Source organism: Paenibacillus sp. D2_2 (genome assembly GCF_031199965.1).
Lineage (GTDB): Bacteria > Bacillota > Bacilli > Paenibacillales > Paenibacillaceae > Fontibacillus.
Map to the genome: position 1 here is coordinate 328522 of NZ_CP133605.1, position 20629 is coordinate 349150.

Below are 20629 nucleotides of genomic sequence, written 5' to 3' on the forward strand. Positions count from 1 at the left end.
TTTGAGTGTCTACTTGAAGGGGATAATACCAATTTGCAGGCTTTTTCTAAAAATAGGCGATTTCGCATGTAAAAAACTGCATTTTTGCAGTTTTTTAATCCCATTGTCATTGTAGGCAGCGGAAGGAATACGTGTTTGAGATTAAGCTATTAGGCAACCTCAGAATTTAATCTTCAGAGTATCCCCTTCAACGTATACACCTTCGGAACGGGTGATGGCCAGCTTCTGTTCTTCAGAGAAGCCAATCGTCTCCCCGTCTCGTAGAGTGACATTATTCGTAACGACATAATCGGAAATATCGATTAGGAAATCACGCAGGTCGCCCGGTGTGGCCTGACTGTCAATGATCTCAATCTCACTTTTGCCGAATGCTCTCAAGCCGTAGGTGTATGCCCCATACCGGTCTCTGTTCCAACCAGACCAAAGTAGACAAGGTTTAGCAGTGGCAATATGTCATCTTGCTTCATGAGTTCAGCCATTTCAATATATGGTTCTGGCTGGAATACGGTTCCTGCAGTATAAATTCCAATCGCATTAGGTAGCTTCAAGCAGCTTGCCGCTAGCTTCGAATACAGCTTACCACTATCGAGAGATGAGCCGGAACGTGTAAAGACAGCTAAGATAATTTGCGCGACATGTGTCTTTGTTACCTGAGGGGCCTCTTTCCAGAGATAGTTCGTCTTTGCGTTATGTTCGGCTTCCCCATCTGGTACGGGCGCATCTACGAAACTGAGTGCTAGGGTGAAGCCATCTGCTTCAAAGACTAGAGTCCCCTCTCTCCGCCGCAGAACTCGATTCATCTTCATCTGTCGGTGGACAGACGATGCCCCAGTCTTCCAGTAAATTCGCCTTGATCTGTTCGAGATCGCATTCATGAGTATTCAACAGCACGAATCCGTTAAAAATGCCGGATGGGCCTTCTTCCTCCTCCGTATCCTCGTGCTCTGCCTCAATGGCCGCCGCCTGCTTCATCCAGTATTCCCTGATCATCTCTACCATCGCGATGGCTTCTTGTTCTGCAGTTGCCGAATCATAAGGCTGCATCTCGCTGAAGATATGACCGCAGTGCTCTGTATCGGATGGATCCTCATATCCGCCGCAGACTCCGAGTAACCATTTTCCTAGCATGGATTTCTTGTACTTGAAAATATAGTAGTGCATATTGTGCAGCTGAAACTCTCCTGCAATCTCTATTTTGCTAGGCTTTCGACCAAGCTCATTTTCATGCTCCAGCCACTCAATCATCGACTGCAAGGCTGCTTGCTGCTGAATCGTCATTAATTCCTCTCCTTTATCAGTATGGTTTCCTAATATCTTCCTAAATAATTGTATATTACTAGGAATAAGAATGATAGGCAATGGTCCTTGACGGCTAATTACAATAGATTGATCTGAACATTTAGTCGCAAGCCAGAAATCTTTGCTATTGCTATACAACTGTTTTTCTAAGATAGTAGAGAGACAAATGGGATGATAGTTAACCTGCAGACCAGGAGGGGAATATATGCAATACGAGAGCATTGTACTACCGCAAAATTACACGGTTCCTTATAGATTACTAATCCACCAGGTGCAGGTTGTACCCTATCATTGGCATGATTTCATGGAGATTATTTTCATTATCAAAGGCTCGATCAAGCTGGAGATAGAGAAGCAGGAAATGGTGCTCAGCGAAGGGGAGGTCGCCATTGTTAATAGCTGTTACCGTCACTCTATCCAGTCGCTGACAAGCGATAACATCGTCTATGCGCTGCAGATCCGTGAGGATTTTCTGCGCAGCGAGATGGGGAGCCTCGATTCGATGACCTTTGGAATTGCCCATCAGACGACAGCGAATGACATCGCTCTATTGAAGAGATATTTATCGGAATTAGCGCTCATGGACATTAAGAAGCAGAGAAATACTCATCTTCTCCGCAAGGTGAAGGTGCTAGAAATATTGAACTTGATCGAGCAGCGTTTTTCGCGGGAGAAGCAGGAGCAAGAGGGCGTTCTCTCCCTGGATAGAAAAATCATGGATATTCTCTTATTTATCAACAATAATATCGCTGAGCCTCTCACCTTGGAAGATACTGCGCGTGAGTTTAGCATGAGTCCGGCCTATCTGTCGAAGCTGTTCAAGAAGAGCCTTGGCATCAATATGATGACTTATATTTTTGAGTATCGGCTGCAGCTTGTATGCTCCGATCTCGTGATTACCGACCGGAAGATTAGCGATATAATTTTTGCTAGGGGCTTCAATTCGATCAGCTCATTCAATGATAGGTTCAAGAAACATTTTGGCATGGCGCCCAATCAATATCGGAGTCTAAATAAACAGGGGCTTGCGATCAAGGAAGAGGATATTACCCATTCCCTGTACAATTACATCAATTTGATGAGAGAGGATTCACTGAGCGACTTATTCAGACCGGAGCATCAAGAGGATCGGTTTACGAATGAATCCTTCCATTCTTCTAGCTATGAGGAGAGAGTCATTGATATGTCTAGCAATCTTGCACCATATGATTCCTCGATTACCCGAATGATCGGCGTTGGGAGAGCGAAGGAACTGCTGGATGCCGACTTGCAGAATCAACTGCTTCAGGCATGTAAGGAAGCAGGCTTGAACCGCGTAAGATTCCATGGCATTTTCTCGGACGATTTAATGGTCTACCATGAGGAGAATGGGGTTAAAGCATACAATTTCAGATATATCGATAAAATATTTGACTTCTTCACCGAGCATCGAATCCTTCCTTTTATTGAGCTGGGCTTCATGCCAAATGCTCTAGCGAGTGGGAAGCAGACGATGTACCGATGGGAGGCGAATACGTCTCAGGCGAAAGATATCCATGATTGGACCCGGCTGGTCGGGCAATTCATCCGTCACCTAATCAATCGTTATGGCCAGGCGGTTATCCGAACATGGGATTTTGAGATCTGGAATGAGCCTGACCTTGAAGGATTTTATTGGCATGGGACGCAAGATGAATATTTACATTTCTTCAAGGAGACCTATCAGACTATCAAAAAAGTAGACAGTAAATTGAAGGTGAGCGGCTTCAGCGGCACAAGCTGGTCTGTAGTGAATACCGAATGGACGAGTAAAGCCCTGAAGTTTATGGAGGAGAATGACATTATCCTCGATAGCTTCACTTACCATATTTACCCGATCGAATGGAATCTGGAGGCAACCTACTTCAACTTATGGACGGCGAGTCGAAAAGGGTTGTATTCTTACGCTGACTCCAATTACATCGTATCGACTGTGAAGGAGATACATCGGCTGATTCACGCAGCGCCTAGTGTAAATCAGGGAAGAACGATTATTACGGAATGGAACTCTTCCTCCGATCCGCGAGATCTGCTGCATGATACGGTGTTTATGGCTTCTTTTATCGTCAAAAATGTAATTAGCTCTGTGGGTTATGTTGATGTTATGGGGTTCTGGACTTTATCGGATATTTTCGACGAGCATCTGTTATCCTTGGATACTTTCCATGGAGGATTCGGGTTAATGACGGTTGAGGGTATCCGAAAGCCTAGCTATTATGCGATAGCTTATCTGAATCAGCTGGGCGATACGCTTGTATATCGTGATGAGCAATTGATTGTAACGAAAGATGATGAGGATAACTATCAAATCTTGATTCATAATTACCAGGAATATGATGAGCTGTACAAGACCTTCAATACATCACATATATCTTTAAAAAATAGGTACGGCGTGTTTGCGGAGGAAGCGGATAAGCATCTCAAGCTTACATTGCAGAATGTGTACGGTTCATATACGATCACGAAGCAGCAAGTGAACCGGATTTATGGCTCTACCTATGATACGTGGGTCGATTCCGGCGGGGCAGAGATGAACCCTGAGTATGTGAATTATTTAAAGAGTATTTCCGTTCCACGGATGAAGATTCAGAAGGAGAGAATTCAGGGCGATTTCGTCTTCGAGCTTAGTCTCGAGCCTCACGAAATCGTATTCCTCAAGATGGACAAGACAATATAATATTCCTGGCTTAACGCGCATGCCTGGTTTCCTGATTTTAGGAAGCTGAGCATGCGTTTCTTTGTGATTTGCAGGACAAATAAAAAAACAGGAAGTGTTTGTGCAACAATACGTAGGTTTTGCTCCGAAAAGATGGCCCATGGCAATAATCGACAAGGGTTAGGTCAAAAACCTGTTAGCGTGGTGCCATTAAAAAAACTAAGATTTAACTATAAAAAGAAAGGGGTTACATTATGCTAGATTTTAAAAAAGTGAATAGACGATTCGCGCTTGGTGGCTTGGGTCAAAACCTGGTGTATGCATTGATGTCTACAGGTTTTCTTTTTTACTTCACTGAGGCCGCCGGATTCTCTGCTGCAACAATTGGAACACTTCTATTGGTTGTCAGGATTTACGGATTAATTGCCGACCCCATTATTGCTGTCATTATAGAGAAGACGAATACAAGATGGGGAAATATAGGCCGTATATTACGGTGATTCCGCCCATTATTAGCTTACTGTTCGTGGCATTGTTCTTTAATCCATCCCTATCTCATGGTGCCCATCTAGTATATGTTTATGTGATTACTATACTTTTCTGGACGGCGTATGCGTTTTTCGATATTTCCTTCTGGTCGATGGTTCCTTCTATTACGAAGGAAGAGGATAAGAGAATGAAGCTGCTGACGACTAGTAAATTTATGATAATGATCGCTGCGTTTGGTCTTGGAATGGCACAAATGCCGTTGGTCAAATTGCTAGGTAACAACGATTACTCAAGAGGCTTCTTCCTAATAAGTATCATCCTCGGTGTCATCTTTACAGCGTTAGGGCTCTTGCTCACACAAGCTTTGACTTTTATGAACCGAAATTCGGAGGATGTTGCTGCGAGAGCGGAGAGTACTCAAGTGAAGGGCAAGGACATGGTCAAGTCGCTTCTTGCTAATAAACCGTTGATATCCGTCATTCTAGGTAAACTGTGCATCTATATCCCGGTTACGTTTAAAGGAAGCATTGCGATTTATTTCTATAAATATACCTTGGGCAACGATATTCTGGGCTCGTATGCTTCGATGATCTCACTGCCGGCTACTCTGCTGCTGGTGGCATTCGCACCGAAGCTGATCAAGAAATTTGGCGATAAGAAAGTAATGTTATTTATTATCATTGTGCATGCTGTACTGTCATTTGCCTATATCGTCAGCACAATGTCTCCGCCTTCTATGTTCTACTCGACGGACTTTCGAACGCAGCTATGGGGATCTATTCTTTGATTATTACGAACATGGTAGCTTCAGCAGTAGAGTATGGGGAGTGGAAGACAGGCGTAAGAATGGAGAGCATTATTTTCTCAACGAATACAATCAGTTCCAAGCTTGCTACAGGTCTCTCGGCTGCAATCGCTGGTTGGGTTCTGTCGGGTATTGGTTATGTATCGGGTGCTGAGCAAAGTGCGCAGACCTTGAATGCGCTGCATCAAATCATGGTATGGGTGCCTACAGTCGGTTGTATTCTGGGGGCTCTAATATATATGGGATATAAAATGAACTCCAAGATGTATTCCGAGATTTTGGCTGACTTAGAGAGTAGAAAGCAAAATGCAGGAGTGTGAGCTAGTCAATGATTAACACAGATATTTTGATGGAGAAACCATTCTATCTATCCGAGGGGCAGCGGAAGAAGGTTACTAATCAGATTGAACAAATGTCTTTGCAGGATAAGGTAGGACAATTATTCTTCCTGGCGTATTATGGACAGTTCATGAGCGATGAGAATGTATTACAGATGGTACGGAATATACAGCCGGGCGGAATGATGCTACGGCCGACCCCACAGGCGAAAGCCGCAGAGATCATTGATCTGATCCAGGCTAACAGCCGGATTGCCCCATTCATTTCCGCGAATCTGGAGAATGGAGTGAACGGTCTGGTGGAGGGCGGAGTCAGCTACGGAAGTCTGATGCAGCTCTCCGCGACAAATGACCCGCAGTTAGTTAACCTTGCTGCTAGTGATATAGGGAAGCAAAGCCGTGCTCTTGGAGCGAATATGGCCTTCGCTCCTGTAGTGGACCTTAACTATCATTGCTTGAACCCGATTACCGGCACACGTGCGTTCGGTGAGGATGCTGAGCATGTTAAGGATATGGCTTTGAGCTTCTGTAAAGGGTTTATGGATAACGGTATCCAGCCGGTGATCAAGCATTTCCCTGGTGACGGCGTGGATGATCGAGATCAACATGTTCTCGCTTCTGTGAATAGTCTCCCCTTCGAGCAGTGGGAGGAGAGCTATGGAGCAGTCTACAAGGAACTTATTGATCAGGGAGTTCCTTGCGTGATGGCCGGTCATATTCTGCTTCCGGCCTTTGAGAGAATGGTTCAGCCGGGCATTAATGATCAAGAACTGCTGCCTGCGACATTATCCAGGCATTTATTGAAAGGTCTATTACGGGATCGTTTAGGTTTCAATGGCTTGATTATTACGGATGCCTCGGGTATGTGTGGATTTACTAGTTTTGCTACGAGACAAGAGACGATGGTCAATGCGATAAATGCGGGTTGCGATATGCTGCTGTTCACAAAGGATCTGGAGGAGGATTATTCAGCCGTTCTGCAAGCGGTGATGCGCGGTGTAATTTCGAATGACCGATTAAATGAAGCATTAGTGCGTATTCTGGGCATGAAGGAGAGCATAAATACGAAGATGGTTGCTGAGATTGAACTGTCGCCATCTGTACACCTAGTGGAGCGGGTCTTCGATCAATCAATTACATTGGTGAAGGACAACGATCGAATTCTACCTATTAACACGGAAACCTATCACAAAATACTGCTGATCTCGCTTGGAAATGAGGACAAGAGCGGTGATATTTTAGCCAAAGAGCTTGAAATGAAGGGCTTCCAGGTTACAGTGTTCGATACAAAGAAAATGGATCTCAGCCTTATATTTGGTAAGGTAGCGGATTTGAGAGCCAATTATGATTTGGTTATTTACGCTTGCGACTATCAGGTCAAGAGCAATCAGACCTCGAACCGTATCGAGTGGGGGATGCCTGCGGGGCAGTATATGCCTTGGTTCGTGAAGGAACTTCCGGTGATCATGATCTCGTTCGGCAACCCGTACCATCTTTACGATGCACCGCGGATTCCGACTTATATCAATGCCTATAGTAATGCAGACAAGAATATCGAGATGGTCGTCAAGAAGCTGGTTGGCGAGAGTGAATTCAAAGGGGTTAGTCCTGTTGATGCTTTCTGCGGGATGTTTGATACAAGATGCTAGAGATTAAGGGCATTATATTTGATCTGGACGGAGTGATTACGGATACGGCGGAATTTCACTTCTTGGCCTGGAAACAGCTTGGCGAAGAATTGGGGATTCTGGTGAACCGGGAGCTTAATGAGCATCTGAAGGGTATTTCCCGCATGGAGTCCTTGGAGAGGATATTGGAGTCAGGAGATAAGGCAAACTCTTATACCATGGATGAGAAAATAGAGCTGGCCGCTCGAAAGAATGGGTACTATCTGCAATTGATCAGTTCCATTACTCCTAAGGATATCCTCCCGGGGTGGAGTCCCTCTTGCAGGAGCTGAGGCAAGCCGATATTCGCACAGGTCTGGCCTCGGCCAGCCATAATGCACCGTTTATATTGGATAAGTTAGGGCTCCGCCATTATTTTGATGTTATTGTTGACCCGGGTACGCTTCAGAATGGCAAGCCAGACCCAGAGATTTTCCTGACCGCGGCTAAACTGCTACAGCTCTCTCCAGATAACTGCGTCGGCATCGAAGATGCCGCAGCTGGAGTGGAGGCGATCAATCGGGCAGACATGTATTCGATCGGTGTTGGCGATCCAATCATTTTGTCACATGCGGATTATGTAGTGAAGTGCTTGTTGGAACTGCGTCTGCAAGACTTGAGCTAGATTCTTAAGAGAAGAATAATGAGAAGATGACTTCCTGGATAGGGGTCATCTTTTTTATTGTGGTAAATTCAGAAGGTTTACATGAACGATGAACTCGATTATTTTGTTGATAAGCCGATAGTTAGGCAGATGCATAGGAGGAGAAGCAATTGACTGTATTCTTATACCCCGATTTGATGCGGAACATTTGGGAAATAACGAATAATCAACCTTTAAATAATTATGATTCGAATGATCTTAATAAGAGTTATCCCATGAGTGTTCTCCATACTAAGGGTGATGAAGAATATATCATGAGCTTGAATGCTCCGTTTTGTATAACCTTGATGGACAGTGGTCTTTATAACAAAAAGAAGTTGTTCACTTATGATCTTCTTGGAGATGATAATAATTTCCGAATCGAAAAAAATATGAAGTCGATCAAAGAGGTAGTAGAAGAGAATAACCATTTCCATAAGCATGACTATTTTGAATTGATGTACGTATTGGAAGGTGAAGTAGAACAACGTATTGAAGGCGGACATTATCTATATAAAAAAGGACACGCTAGTCTGTTGAATCGTAATACCCGCCATTTGGAGATATTTGGACAGAATTATTTGCTGATCTTTCTATGTTTTTCAAAAGATTTTATACGGAGATTAATAGATGTCAATGCAAAAGGGAACATGGTAAGCGAAGTATATCAGTTTTTTGCCCAGAATTTAGAAGATCAAGCGCAGTATCAAAAGGACTATCTCAATTTTGCCCCTGTGATTTCTGAAAAAGAACAGTCTGAAACGGCAGAGGTCCTTAAGTCCATCGTACAGGAATTATTAAATAAGCAAATTGGTTATACGTATGTAGTACAAGGACTTCTTAATCGTTTTTTGTGGTATCTCCAAAATACTGAATATCATAGTGTCTCACATATAAAACTAGATTCTCCAGCCGAAGGGGTTCTATTTGAAAAAATAACAAGATACATGGAGCAACAAGAAGGCAGGGTAACTCGTGCTGAACTCGCCGAATATCTGTCTTACAATGGCGATTATATTAATAGAATCATCAAAAAGCATACTTGTATGAACATATCCGAGTACAACCAAATGATTTGTCTCAAAAAAGCGGAGCAAATGCTTATCGACACAAATCTCAGTATTACAAGCATCATATCTTCTTTAGGTTTTGAAAATCGAACCCATTTCTATAAGTTATTTAGCAATAAACATGGGATGACCCCGTTAGAATATCGTAAAAGGAAACGTAGAATCCGTTAGAAACTGGATAGTCTGATCAGGATACAGTTTCAAATGTTAATACTTATCTAAGTTAATGTGTCCATTACTTCAATGGGTTACTATGATCAGTAGAATGTGGAGAGAAAGGTGATGGACACGTGATCAGACATTCATTTAACGACAATTGGTATGTTGTCCCTAAGGAAAGTTATTTCTCGGGAGTGTTAGGAACTTCAGAACAACCGAAAGAGGTTACTTTACCTCACGATGCGATGATTGAACAGAAAAGAAGAAGCAATACTGCAAGCGGCAGTGCTACTGGTTATTTTCCTGATGGCGTCTACAAATATTCGAAGAAATTTATTGTACCACCAGAATATAAGAACAAGCGGATTACTATTGAGTTTGAAGGCGTATACACGAACGCAAGGGTCTACATCAATGGCGATTTTGCAGGACAATGCCCATATGGCTATTCCAACTTTTATGTAAAAGCTGACCAATTCCTTAAGTATGGAGCAGAGAATGAAATTGAAGTGGTAGCTGGTACTTATAATGATTCCCGTTGGTATTCTGGAGCAGGAATCTATAGAAACACAAAAATTATGGTAGCTAATCTTGTGCATATCTTGTTTGACGGAGTGAAAATCTCTACTACCGATATCGATTCCAATCGTGCAGTAGTCACTTTGTCAACGGTTATAGAAAATGAAGGATTCCATCCTCAAGCGACCAATGTCTTGACTGAAATTATAGATGCGGAAGGAAACGTAGTTGCTAGTGATAAAGCTCCCATAACTCTATTTGCGGGTAAGAAAGAAATATTGCGCCAACGTGTATATGTTAAGCAGCCTATACTTTGGAGTGTGGAACAACCGTATCTTTATAGATGTAAGACTACCGTTATTGCAGGGGAAGAAGTGTTAGATGAGGAACTCACCACTTTTGGTATTCGTTCTCTTACAATCGATCCGGACAAAGGGCTTTGTATAAACGGAGAAACGGTAAAATTACGTGGGGCTTGTATCCATCATGACAATGGTGTGATTGGGGCTGCATCCATTGACCGTGCTGTTGAACGTCGTGTTGAAATTTTGAAGGAAGCGGGTTTTAATGCGATCCGCAGTGCACATCATCCTATAAGCAAGGCTTTTCTGGATGCATGTGATCGTCAAGGAATGTTGGTGATGGACGAGGCCTTTGACATGTGGACCAATTCTAAATCTTACTATGATTACTCGCTTAACTTCCCTACATGGTGGGAACAAGATGTCCAAGCGATGGTGGACAAAAATTATAATCATCCTAGTGTAATTTTATATTCACTGGGTAATGAGATCCCAGAGTCAGGCAGTGCAATGGGTGCTTCATGGGGGAGAAAAATCGCAGAGAAAGTTCGTTCGATTGATAATACTAGATTTGTAATGATTTCAACAAATGGACTTCATTCCGTGATGGACAAGCTGTTGAAGATGAAACCTGGCAGACCATTCGAATAGCAGCGAGAGTAAGGATGAGAAGACCAGTTTCATGAATGCCGATCTTATTAAGGAAATGAATGAGATTATTATTAGCGATATGGTGGGCAACGCAACAGCGGAGTCATTTGCGGCTGTGGATATTGCTGGCTACAACTACATGGATGCGCGCTATTTGGTGGATAAGGAAAAATACCCAAATCGTATCATTTGCGGCAGTGAGACCTTCCCAGGAAATATTGATAACAATTGGGGACTTGTGAAGAGGCACAGTCATATTATTGGCGACTTTACATGGACGGGTTGGGATTATCTTGGGGAAGCAGGTGTAGGAAAGGTTCTGTATGACATTCCGAATCTAGGGAAATATGACAGTCCGTTCCCATGGTTAACGGCATGGTGCGGGGACATAGACCTTATTGGGAATCGGCGTCCAATATCGTATTATAGGGAGATTGTATTTGGTTTACGTAGTAAACCTTATATTGCGGTTCATCGGCCAGAATTCTATGGCAAAGAGCAACTTAAGACGAACTGGAGCTGGAGCGATTCCGTCTCTAGTTGGACGTGGACAGGTTATGAGGGGAAACCGATCAAGGTAGAGGTTTACTCTGATGCCGACGAAGTTGAGCTTCTGGTTAACGGTCAATCCGTAGGGAAGGCCGAAACTGGTGAAACCAACCGATTTATGGCCGTCTTCGACACGATCTATGAAGCTGGTGAAATTGTAGCTATCGCGTATACGGATAACAAGGAAATCGGACGTACCGTATTGCACTCTGCAAGTGGTGCTGTACTGCTAGATGTGGATGTAGATCGGACAGAGATCGTAGCGAACGATAAAGACCTTTCTTTCATTACGATTACCCTTGTGGACCAAGAAGGGAATTTGTACAACACTGCCGATCGCAAAGTTTCTGTAAGGGTAGAAGGGGCGGGAATGCTTCAGGGATTTGGGAGCGCTGATCCTAAGTCGGATGAGGAATTCTTTGCTACAGAACGAACAACCTTTGACGGCAAGGTGTTAGCAGTGATTCGACCTACATCAGTGGGGACGATTGCGGTGACAGTGTCTGCTGAGGGTTGCGCTTCGAAGAGTGTGAAGATTGAGGCACGTTAATTCAAATGACACGGCTAGAGGGTCTAAAGACTCTCTAGCCATAAAATAACGAAATAGTACAGTCGTATAGAATACGGCTTTAAGATCAAATGATAGCGCTTACATTATTGAAGGGGGTCACACATATGGACTTCAAAAAGGTGAACAGACGATTCGCGCTTGGTGGCTTGGGTCAAAATCTGGTGTATGCACTGATGTCTTCAGGTTTTCTATTTTATTTCACTGAGGCTGCAGGGTTCTCTGCTGGAACAATCGGAACTCTTCTATTGGTGGTCAGGATTTATGGATTAATTGCCGATCCTATTATTGCCGTCATTATCGAGAAGACGAATACAAGATGGGGAAAATATAGGCCATATATCACGGTCATTCCGCCGATCATCAGCTTACTGTTCGTGGCATTGTTCTTTAATCCATCACTATCCCACGGTGCACATCTGGTATATATCTATGTGATTACTATCCTGTTCTGGACAGCGTATGCCTTCTTCGACATTTCATACTGGTCGATGGTTCCTTCGATTACGAAGGAAGAGGATAAGAGAATGAAGCTACTGACAACGACTAAATTCATGATTATGATCGCTGCGTTTGGTCTCGGTATGGCACAAATGCCGTTAGTCAAATTGCTCGGTAATAATGATTACGCAAGAGGTTTCTTTCTTATAAGCATTATCCTCGCTGTCATCTTTACCGTGTTAGGGCTCTTGCTTGCACAAGCTTTGACTTTCATGAACCAAAATTCGGGGGACGTTGCTGCGAGGGCAGTGGACAATAAAGTGAAGGGCAAGGACATGGTTAAGTCACTTCTTGCTAATACACCATTGATTGCCGTCATTCTAGGCAAACTGTGTATTTACATCCCGGTTACACTCAAAGGAAGCATTGCGATTTATTTCTATAAATATGCCTTGGGTAACGATATTCTGGGCTCGTATGCTTCGATGATTTCCTTACCAGTCACCCTGCTGCTGGTGGCATTTGCACCGAAGCTGATCAAGAAATTCGGCGACAAGAAAGTGATGCTGGCTATTATTATTGTGCACGCCGTACTGTCATTTGCCTATATCGTCAGTACAGATACTTCCACCTTCTATGTTCTTCTCGACGGACTTTCGAATGCGGCTATGGGGATCTATTCCTTGATTATTACGAACATGGTAGCTTCAGCAGTAGAGTACGGGGAGTGGAAGACAGGCGTAAGAATGGAGAGCATTATTTTCTCTACTCATACGATCAGTTCCAAGCTTGCTACAGGCCTCTCGGCTGCAATCGCTGGTTGGGTTCTGTCGGGTATTGGTTATGTATCGGGTGCTGAGCAAAGTGCGCAGACCTTGAATGCGCTGCATCAAATCATGGTATGGGTGCCTACAGTCGGTTGTATTCTGGGGGCTCTAATATATATGGGATATAAAATGAACTCCAAGATGTATTCCGAGATTTTGGCCGATTTAGAGAACAGAAAGCAGAATACAGTAGCATAAGTCATTTGTCGTCCTTATACTGCTTGTTATCGGAGCCGATGCTTTACGCATCGGCTTTTTTCGTTCTAAATCATGCAAGTTTATCAATGTTTTACATGGATTTGACGAACCGCTAACATTTCGATTGTAAACTGAAGCTGTTAACTCATAGTAAATTCATATTTACTCTTGATTAATAAATGATGATAAGCGTTCAGGGTAACAATCCTTACGCTAAATTTTATAAAGAGGTGACGAATATGCAGCGAGTAATTGCTTTGGAAGGTGCGCATAATTTTCGAGATATGGGTGGCTATGAGACTACGGATGGCCGTAAAGTAAAGTATGGAGTGTTTTACCGTTCTGATGAATTGTCAGGGTTGTCTCCAAAAGACATAGAGATGCTGAAAAGCTTGAACATTAAGACAATATTCGATTATCGCAGTAATCAGGAAGCACAGCTTAAGCCGGACCCAACTCTCCCCAATGTGATCTATGAGCTGCAACCTGCTATCGCGGAGGATCAACATCATCGAATGAATATGTCATTTGGGCCTGAAGGCGAAGAGAAGCAAGGGAATTTCCTTGAAAGCCTGGCTCAAAATGATTTCTTCAAAACTTTCCGCGCTGATGCATATATGCGGGAATTGTATAGTAAGCTGCCGTTGAACAATGCTTCGTACAAACGCTTGATGGAAATCATTCAAATGCCAGAACATTTGGGTATTCTGCATCATTGCACTGCAGGCAAGGATAGAACGGGAGTTGGGGCAGCACTCATACTGCTTGTGCTTGGCGTATCAGAACAGGCGGTAATGGAAGATTATCTCTTAACTAATGAGACGATGAGAGACTTCAATCAGAAATTATTAGGACAAATCGCTGAACATGCCAATGATGCGGTATTGAACAACTTTAGTCATCTGCTTGATGTTAAGGAAGAACTTATGGAAGCCGTCTTCAGAACGATTAAAGAGAATTATGGAACCTATGACGCTTATTTCGCAGAGGAGTTCGGTTTGACTGAAGAGAAGCGAGAGCTCCTCAAAGCTAATAGTCTACAATAGAGTAGGGGAATCGGATGGAACCCAAATGGAAAGAACAATTAGAACAGCATAGACATAATCGACGAAATGATATTATTCAGACTGCAAAGGAATTATTTATTGCGCACGGACTCTCATCCGTTACGCTTAAAGACATTGTGGAGTCGTGCGGCATCAGCAAAGTAACGTTATATAAGTATTTCCGCTCCCTGGAGGAGATTATCTTCGAGGTGGAGATAGATCTATTGAGTACTTTCGGGGAGCAGGTGGCCAGAATTGCCCATCAGGGTAGTAACGGGTATGAGAAGCTGCAATCCCTGCTCGAAGAGCAGATAATCGTCTCCAAACAGAGTATGGACATTATTCGGTTTATTGCTATGTTTGATACACTGTATCAGGAAGAGTACCCAACACCAGAATTGGAAAGGAAATTCCGTACGTTTTTGCGGAGCGGACAGCACCCTTTCTTATCGATACTTGAGGAAGGTGTAGCTGATGGATCGATGCGGCAGGACTTGGATGTCAAAGCAGTAGGCTATACGATCAGTAATATCGTGAACGCAACTCTACAACGGATGATGCTGCGTGGTAAGCTGCTGCATTTGGATCAGGATATAGACCCTGCTATTGTGCTGAGAAATATGGTAGATATGATCCTTGCATTTGTGAGAGCATGAACAGAAATTATGTACACAAAGCCTTGTACAATAGTAAAGAGAGACGTTTTCTTCTATAGAAGAAGGCGTCTTTTTGTTACTGTAAATGATCGTTTAGTTACATAAACGGAGTATCTTGATTTTTAACAATTCGTTTACCTAGTTTTAATGGGACACTGACAGATCGATTTTATACTAAAGGTGTTTACTGCTGGTAAACCAAAGTGTACTGCCAATAAATAGGGGGATATTCTTTGATCATCATTTGAATTAGGAAAGGGTATGGGTCATGACACAATCGATTACAGGCAAAAGGAAGAAAGGCAGAAAATCCGGCATGCTGCTTCTGATGATGCTGCCGGGCATCATTTATTTAATTATCAACAATTACTTGCCGATGTTTGGAGTCGTTATCGCATTTAAGGATTACAACTATACCAAGGGCATTTTCGGAAGTGACTGGGTCGGATTTAAAAATTTCGAATATCTCTTTAAGACATTGGATGCCTTCGTCATTACAAGAAATACGATACTTTATAATGGCGCATTTATTATTCTCAATCTGTTTATCGCCGTTGGCCTAGCCATCTTGCTTAATGAAGTGAAGCAGCGATTCTTGTCACGTTTCTATCAAAGCGTCGTCCTACTTCCTTATTTGATCTCCATGGTCATTATCGGATATCTAGTATTTGCTGTTTTGAGTATGGATAACGGACTGCTGAACAAGAGCATTCTGCCGATGTTGGGTCTTTCGGAGATCTCCTGGTACAGCGAGGCAAAATATTGGCCCTACATTTTGACGTTTGTGCATACCTGGAAGAGCAGCGGCTATTTATGTGTAATCTATCTGGCAGCCATTATTGGAATCGATCAGGAATACTATGAGGCGGCAACCATCGATGGAGCGGGGAAATGGAGACAGATCAGAAGTATTACTTTTCCACTGATCATGCCTGTAGTTACGGTAATGACACTGCTACAGATCGGACGAATCTTCTATTCCGATTTCGGCTTATTCTATCAGGTACCGCTGAATACTGGGGCGTTGCAATCAACAACCAATGTCATTGATACGTACGTATACCGTGCGCTTATGACGACTGGGGATATCGGAATGTCATCAGCGGCAGGACTATATCAATCGTTGGTCGGCTTCCTGTTAGTATTCATTTCAAATTATGTAGTTAAGAAATTAAGTCGGGACAATGCCCTGTTCTAGGCTAAAGGAGCGAATAAGTTGAAACTCAAAAATTGGATATGGCAATGGAGCATCCACATCATATTGACCATTGTTGCTATTACTTGCATTCTGCCCTTTATATTGTTATTCACTTCATCGATTACGGACGAGCAGGAGATCTACAAGAACGGGTACGCATTGATCCGCACAAGATCAGCTTTGCAGCCTATTCTTATTTACTGCAGGATGCCGAGAAAATTACGCAGTCGATCGGCATTACCTTAGTTATTACGTTAGTCGGAACGCTGCTTGGTCTGATCATTATTGCTTTGTTGGCTTATCCATTATCACGCAAGGATTTGCCTGGTAGGAACTTTTGGTCTTTCTTTGTATTCTTCACGATGCTATTCAATGGCGGATTGGTCCCTACCTATCTGGTATATACTCAGCTGTTTGATATCAAGAATACGATTTGGGCGCTTATTGTACCGGGATTATTGTTGAATGCCTTCTATGTTATGCTGATGCGCACTTTTTTTGCCACTTCTATTCCGGAAGCAGTCATTGAATCAGCCAAAATAGACGGGGCTGGGGAACTCAGGACTTTTGCCAAAATGGTATTGCCGCTGTCGCTTCCTATTATGGCCACGGTCGGATTGTTCCAGACCATCAATTACTGGAATGATTGGTTCAATGGAATGATCTATATAACGGACAGCAAACTATTCAGCTTACAGAACCTACTTAATAGAATCTTGCTTGATATTCAGTTCCTGGCGAGCAGTAACTTTGGAAGTCAAGCAGATGTTACAGCAAATGCACCGATGGAAACCGTACGAATGGCGATGGCGGTAATTGGGGTAGCTCCGATCTTGGCAGCATACCCATTCTTCCAAAAGTATTTTGTTAAAGGACTCACTGTTGGTGCAGTCAAAGGGTAAGGCTACGTTCAGTCTTGAACTGGTTAGCATATATAATCAAACCATGGATTGGGAGGCTTCAAGGATGAGAGGGAACACAGAAGTAAAAAGAAATAGAACGTGGCAAGCCGTATTAACATTGGTCATTGCTGTATCCGTCGTATTAGCTGGATGTGGCTCTAAGAAAGAGGCGGGAGGAGACAATTCCACAGGTGGTAGCAACGGATCTGCGCCATATGAAGTCACGGTAGCTTTCTTCGGAAATGAGCAGAAGGATATGCTTGAAGTTCAAGAGGCCATGAGCAAGATTACCAAGGAGAAGATCAATGCTACTGTCAAACTGATGCCGATTGCGCTTGGCAACTGGCAGCAACAGACCAATCTAATGATGGCAGGAAATGAGAAGATGGATCTGATGTTTACTTCCTCGGGTTTTGGTTACGGTTCACTTGTAGCCAAGGGACAGTTGAATCCACTGAATGACCTGCTCGATAAATATGGTCAAGGAATTAAAGAGGCGCTAGATCCTGCTTTTCTCACAGCTTCACAAATCAATGGCGAGATTTACGCAGTTACGCCTGTACGCGACTTGGCTTCAGATTACGGAATCTTGATGCGTAAGGATCTGTTGGACAAGTATCATATCGATCCTGCTAATATCAAATCGCTGGATGACTTGGACGCTGTGTTCCAAAGTATAAAGGATAATGAAGAGAATATGGTTCCTCTAGTTGCCAAAAACCCGGGAACTGCTCCGTTTGATGCTGGTTATATCACCTATGATCCGCTGGGTGGGGGAGTGGGCGTTCTTCCGAATTATGACAACAATCTGAAGGTAGTTAACTACTTTGAAACTAAAGAATATGCTGATGAGTTGAATCTGCTTCGTCGCTGGTATCAACAAGGATTTATGTTGAAGGATGCGGGAACGGGTAAATACGATGGTCGGGAGATGGTCAAGGCAGGAAAGGCCTTCGCTTATTTCTCGAATCTCAAGCCAGGAACAGAAGTCGAGGCGTCGAGAAAAAGCGGCAAGGAAATGATAGCAGTGCGGTTAACCGAGGCTTATTCGACGACGGACTCGATCACGGGGATGATGTGGTCAATCCCCAAAAACTCTCAGGATCCTGCAAGCTCTATGAAGCTATTGAATTTATTATATACAGACAAAGAGCTGTACAATCTGTTCACATGGGGATTGAAGGGAAGCATTATGTGAAGGTTTCTGATAACGTCATTGATTATCCTCAAGGGCAGGATATTCAGAACTTGGGCTATAACTTCGGTACGCCGTATATGTTCGGTAATCAGTTCCTGTCCTATACTTGGAAGGTAGAAGATCCGGATATCTGGAAGAAGATGGACGAATTCAATAGAAATGCGAAGAAATCCAAGGCATTGGGCTTCAGCTTCGATGTTAGCAAGGTGAAGAACGAAATGGCTGCCGTAAACAACGTATTATCAGAATACCGTGTGGGTCTGGAGACAGGAACACTTGATCCAACAGAAAATCTGCCTAAATTCATCGAGAAATTGAAGGCTGCAGGCAGTGATATCATTGTTAGCGAGAAACAGCAACAGCTTGACGAATGGCTAAAACGCAGAAATAATCCGCGCGAACATTAGTGTATGAGGACGTAGAAAATAGTCTATAAGATAGTGAGAAGATGGCTCTCATGATAGGGTCATCTTCTTCTCTTTGTGGTAATTATCGTCAATATAGCGAACTTCCTTGTCAAATCACTCAAGAGAATCTATAATGATTAGCGTCTAATTGCATATACACTGGATGAAGTTTACGGGAGATAAGCGGAAAGCTTGGCCGAAGGGGCATTAAACTCTCAGGCGCTATAGGGATGGGAACACCCAACCTTAGGCAGGACCGTAAATGGACAGGACTCTGGAGAGACTCCGTTAATGGAGCACCGAAGGGGCAATACGCGCGCAGGCTGGGTAACCAACCAATGAGCGCCGCGTTAAAACTCTCAGGTAAAAGGACAGGGATTGCGGGATCGGTATCGGAATTTATATGTGGTATATAACTTCAACCTATATGTGCTTAGTTTCACATATATAAAGGTTGACGTACCGACAATCTGCAAAATGTCCCAGAGTCAAATCCTTCGGATTTGACTCTTTTCATGTCTACTCTAGGAAAATGCAACATCATGAGGGGGAGAAGCAAATGCAAGTATTAGAGCAGATTAACCAATGGGTGTGGGGAGCGCCTTTGCTCATCTTATTAGTTGGAACAGGAATATGGCTGACTTGCCGGCTCGGGCTGCTACAAGTGATAAGGTTGCCGCTCGCCTTAAGGCTGATATTCAAAGCCAAGAACGAAGGTGAAGGTGACGTATCGAGCTTTGGCGCTTTGGCGACGGCACTTGCAGCGACAGTCGGCACGGGAATATCGTTGGGGTTGCCACTGCGATTCAAGTCGGAGGTCCAGGAGCGTTGTTCTGGATGTGGATGGCTGCATTCTTTGGGATGGCGACGAAGTATGCCGAAGGCTTATTAGCTGTGAAGTACCGGACGACGGATGACAAAGGACAGGTTTCCGGCGGACCGATGTATTATATTGAGCGGGGGTTGGGGAGTAAGTTCAAGCCGCTAGCTGTATTTTTTGCTATAAGTGGAGTTCTAGTTGCACTCTTCGGGATTGGTACGTTCCCGCAGGTGAATGCCATCGTATCGTCAACGCAGTCGAGCTGGGGAGTTCCAGCTATCGTGACGGCGGGGATTATGACGGTGTTAACCGCTTTGGTTACACTTGGCGGGATTAAGAGTATATCCAAGGTATCGACGAAGGTTGTTCCCTTGATGGCTGCCCTCTATATCATTGCTGCTTTAGTTGTCTTGTTCACCTTTGCCGATCAAATTCCGCATGCTGTGGCGCTGGTCTTCGAGAGCGCGTTCCAGCCAGCGGCGGCAGGTGGAGGATTCCTGGGCGCTACGGTGATGATGGCGATCCGTAACGGGGTTGCGCGCGGGGTATTCTCCAACGAATCGGGCCTGGGAAGCGCTCCGATCGCTGCTGCGGCTGCTAAGACCAAATGGCCGGCAGAGCAGGGGCTCGTATCGATGACAGGAACCTTTTTTGACACAATAATTATTTGTACACTAACAGGATTAACCTTAATTGTAACGGGAGTGTGGCAGGGTGCCGAGCGTGGGGCGATAATGACCCAAGCGGCATTCGATGCTGCGATCCCATTCGGATCGATGATTCTTACATTATGCCTGATCCTGTTTGCATTCACGACGATTCTAGGCTGGAACTATTACGGTGAGCGCTGTATCACTTACTTGTTCGGTGTGAAGTCGATCCTGCCTTACCGCGTTGTATTTATCCTCTTGATTGCTTTTGGCGCATTTATCAAGCTGGAGGCTATATGGCTGCTTGCGGATATCGTGAACGGGTTGATGGCACTTCCGAATTTGATCGCCCTATTAGGCTTATCAGGAGTGGTTGTAGCAGAGACCAGGCGGTATCTACAACATATGAAGGAACAGAAGCATTCAGAGCGTTCAGCTTCGAAAGCAGCCATGCAGCCAGTTTTGGCGGAGGAAGAATAAGGGTTGCAGTAATATTAAGGACACCTCTATTTCGGGAACGTGGGACTTTGTCTCATTTATTCCCGATATAGGG

Annotated in this window: 11 protein-coding genes, 5 pseudogenes and 1 riboswitch; of the genes and pseudogenes, 15 read left to right on the forward strand and 1 reads right to left on the reverse strand. The window is 43.8% G+C overall.

Features of this window, described 5'->3' with window-relative positions:
* Nucleotides 1-159: 159 nt before the first annotated feature.
* Nucleotides 160-1278, reverse strand: a pseudogene (locus RE628_RS29430) (DUF4261 domain-containing protein).
* Nucleotides 1279-1504: 226 nt separating this feature from the next.
* Here RE628_RS29430 and RE628_RS01655 point away from each other — a divergent pair.
* The 15 genes and pseudogenes from RE628_RS01655 (at nucleotide 1505) to RE628_RS01730 (ending at nucleotide 20556) form a co-directional block, all read left to right on the forward strand.
* Nucleotides 1505-3994 carry a GH39 family glycosyl hydrolase gene (locus RE628_RS01655; RefSeq protein ID WP_309157100.1) on the forward strand — a complete coding sequence of 830 codons (2490 nt, stop codon included), beginning with the start codon at nucleotides 1505-1507 and terminating at the stop codon, nucleotides 3992-3994.
* A 305-nt stretch (nucleotides 3995-4299) separates the two neighbouring features.
* A pseudogene (locus RE628_RS01660) lies at nucleotides 4300-5587 on the forward strand (MFS transporter).
* Nucleotides 5588-5595: 8 nt separating this feature from the next.
* On the forward strand, nucleotides 5596-7254 hold the full coding sequence (locus RE628_RS01665; RefSeq protein ID WP_309157101.1) for a glycoside hydrolase family 3 protein: 1659 nt from the start codon (nucleotides 5596-5598) through the stop codon (nucleotides 7252-7254).
* Nucleotides 7248-7897 (forward strand): annotated as a pseudogene (gene pgmB / locus RE628_RS29435) (beta-phosphoglucomutase). Before RE628_RS01665 ends, pgmB begins: the two are co-directional and overlap by 7 nt.
* Before the next feature lie 149 nt (nucleotides 7898-8046).
* On the forward strand, nucleotides 8047-9156 hold the full coding sequence (locus RE628_RS01680; RefSeq protein WP_309157104.1) for a helix-turn-helix domain-containing protein: 1110 nt from the start codon (nucleotides 8047-8049) through the stop codon (nucleotides 9154-9156).
* A gap of 119 nt (nucleotides 9157-9275) precedes the next feature.
* Complete coding sequence (locus RE628_RS01685; RefSeq protein WP_309157105.1) at nucleotides 9276-10616, forward strand: glycoside hydrolase family 2 protein; 1341 nt, start codon at nucleotides 9276-9278, stop codon at nucleotides 10614-10616.
* 31 nt (nucleotides 10617-10647) lie between these two features.
* Nucleotides 10648-11715, forward strand: a complete 1068-nt coding sequence (locus RE628_RS01690; protein ID WP_309157106.1) for a DUF4982 domain-containing protein — start codon at nucleotides 10648-10650, stop codon at nucleotides 11713-11715.
* Nucleotides 11716-11840: 125 nt separating this feature from the next.
* Nucleotides 11841-13199: an MFS transporter gene (locus RE628_RS01695; protein WP_309157107.1), complete on the forward strand. Its 1359-nt coding sequence runs from the start codon at nucleotides 11841-11843 to the stop codon at nucleotides 13197-13199.
* Between the two features lie 239 nt (nucleotides 13200-13438).
* The gene (locus RE628_RS01700) at nucleotides 13439-14245 is read left to right on the forward strand and encodes a tyrosine-protein phosphatase (RefSeq protein WP_309157108.1); all 807 of its coding nucleotides are present in this window, start codon (nucleotides 13439-13441) and stop codon (nucleotides 14243-14245) included.
* A gap of 14 nt (nucleotides 14246-14259) precedes the next feature.
* Nucleotides 14260-14901 (forward strand): TetR/AcrR family transcriptional regulator, encoded by a 642-nt coding sequence (locus RE628_RS01705; RefSeq protein WP_309157109.1) that lies wholly within the window; start codon nucleotides 14260-14262, stop codon nucleotides 14899-14901.
* Nucleotides 14902-15169: 268 nt separating this feature from the next.
* Nucleotides 15170-16099 (forward strand): ABC transporter permease, encoded by a 930-nt coding sequence (locus RE628_RS01710; RefSeq protein WP_309157110.1) that lies wholly within the window; start codon nucleotides 15170-15172, stop codon nucleotides 16097-16099.
* 18 nt (nucleotides 16100-16117) lie between these two features.
* A pseudogene (locus tag RE628_RS01715) lies at nucleotides 16118-17001 on the forward strand (carbohydrate ABC transporter permease).
* Between the two features lie 64 nt (nucleotides 17002-17065).
* Complete coding sequence (locus RE628_RS01720) at nucleotides 17066-18199, forward strand: extracellular solute-binding protein (protein ID WP_309157111.1); 1134 nt, start codon at nucleotides 17066-17068, stop codon at nucleotides 18197-18199.
* On the forward strand, nucleotides 18172-18606 hold the full coding sequence (locus tag RE628_RS01725) for a DUF3502 domain-containing protein (RefSeq protein WP_309157112.1): 435 nt from the start codon (nucleotides 18172-18174) through the stop codon (nucleotides 18604-18606). The genes RE628_RS01720 and RE628_RS01725 overlap by 28 nt, the downstream gene beginning before the upstream one ends.
* A 264-nt stretch (nucleotides 18607-18870) precedes the next feature.
* Nucleotides 18871-18991, forward strand: a riboswitch (glycine riboswitch).
* 174 nt (nucleotides 18992-19165) lie between these two features.
* Nucleotides 19166-20556: pseudogene (locus RE628_RS01730) on the forward strand (alanine/glycine:cation symporter family protein).
* The last annotated feature ends 73 nt before the right edge of the window (nucleotides 20557-20629 follow it).

Coding starts and splice junctions, on each gene's coding strand:
- RE628_RS01655 (WP_309157100.1), top strand. CDS start 1,505: ATGCAATACGAGAGCATTGTACTACCGCAAAATTACACGGTTCCTTAT.
- RE628_RS01665 (WP_309157101.1), top strand. CDS start 5,596: ATGATTAACACAGATATTTTGATGGAGAAACCATTCTATCTATCCGAG.
- RE628_RS01690 (WP_309157106.1), top strand. CDS start 10,648: ATGAATGCCGATCTTATTAAGGAAATGAATGAGATTATTATTAGCGAT.
- RE628_RS01695 (WP_309157107.1), top strand. CDS start 11,841: ATGGACTTCAAAAAGGTGAACAGACGATTCGCGCTTGGTGGCTTGGGT.
- RE628_RS01700 (WP_309157108.1), top strand. CDS start 13,439: ATGCAGCGAGTAATTGCTTTGGAAGGTGCGCATAATTTTCGAGATATG.
- RE628_RS01705 (WP_309157109.1), top strand. CDS start 14,260: ATGGAACCCAAATGGAAAGAACAATTAGAACAGCATAGACATAATCGA.
- RE628_RS01710 (WP_309157110.1), top strand. CDS start 15,170: ATGACACAATCGATTACAGGCAAAAGGAAGAAAGGCAGAAAATCCGGC.
- RE628_RS01720 (WP_309157111.1), top strand. CDS start 17,066: ATGAGAGGGAACACAGAAGTAAAAAGAAATAGAACGTGGCAAGCCGTA.
- RE628_RS01725 (WP_309157112.1), top strand. CDS start 18,172: ATGGGGATTGAAGGGAAGCATTATGTGAAGGTTTCTGATAACGTCATT.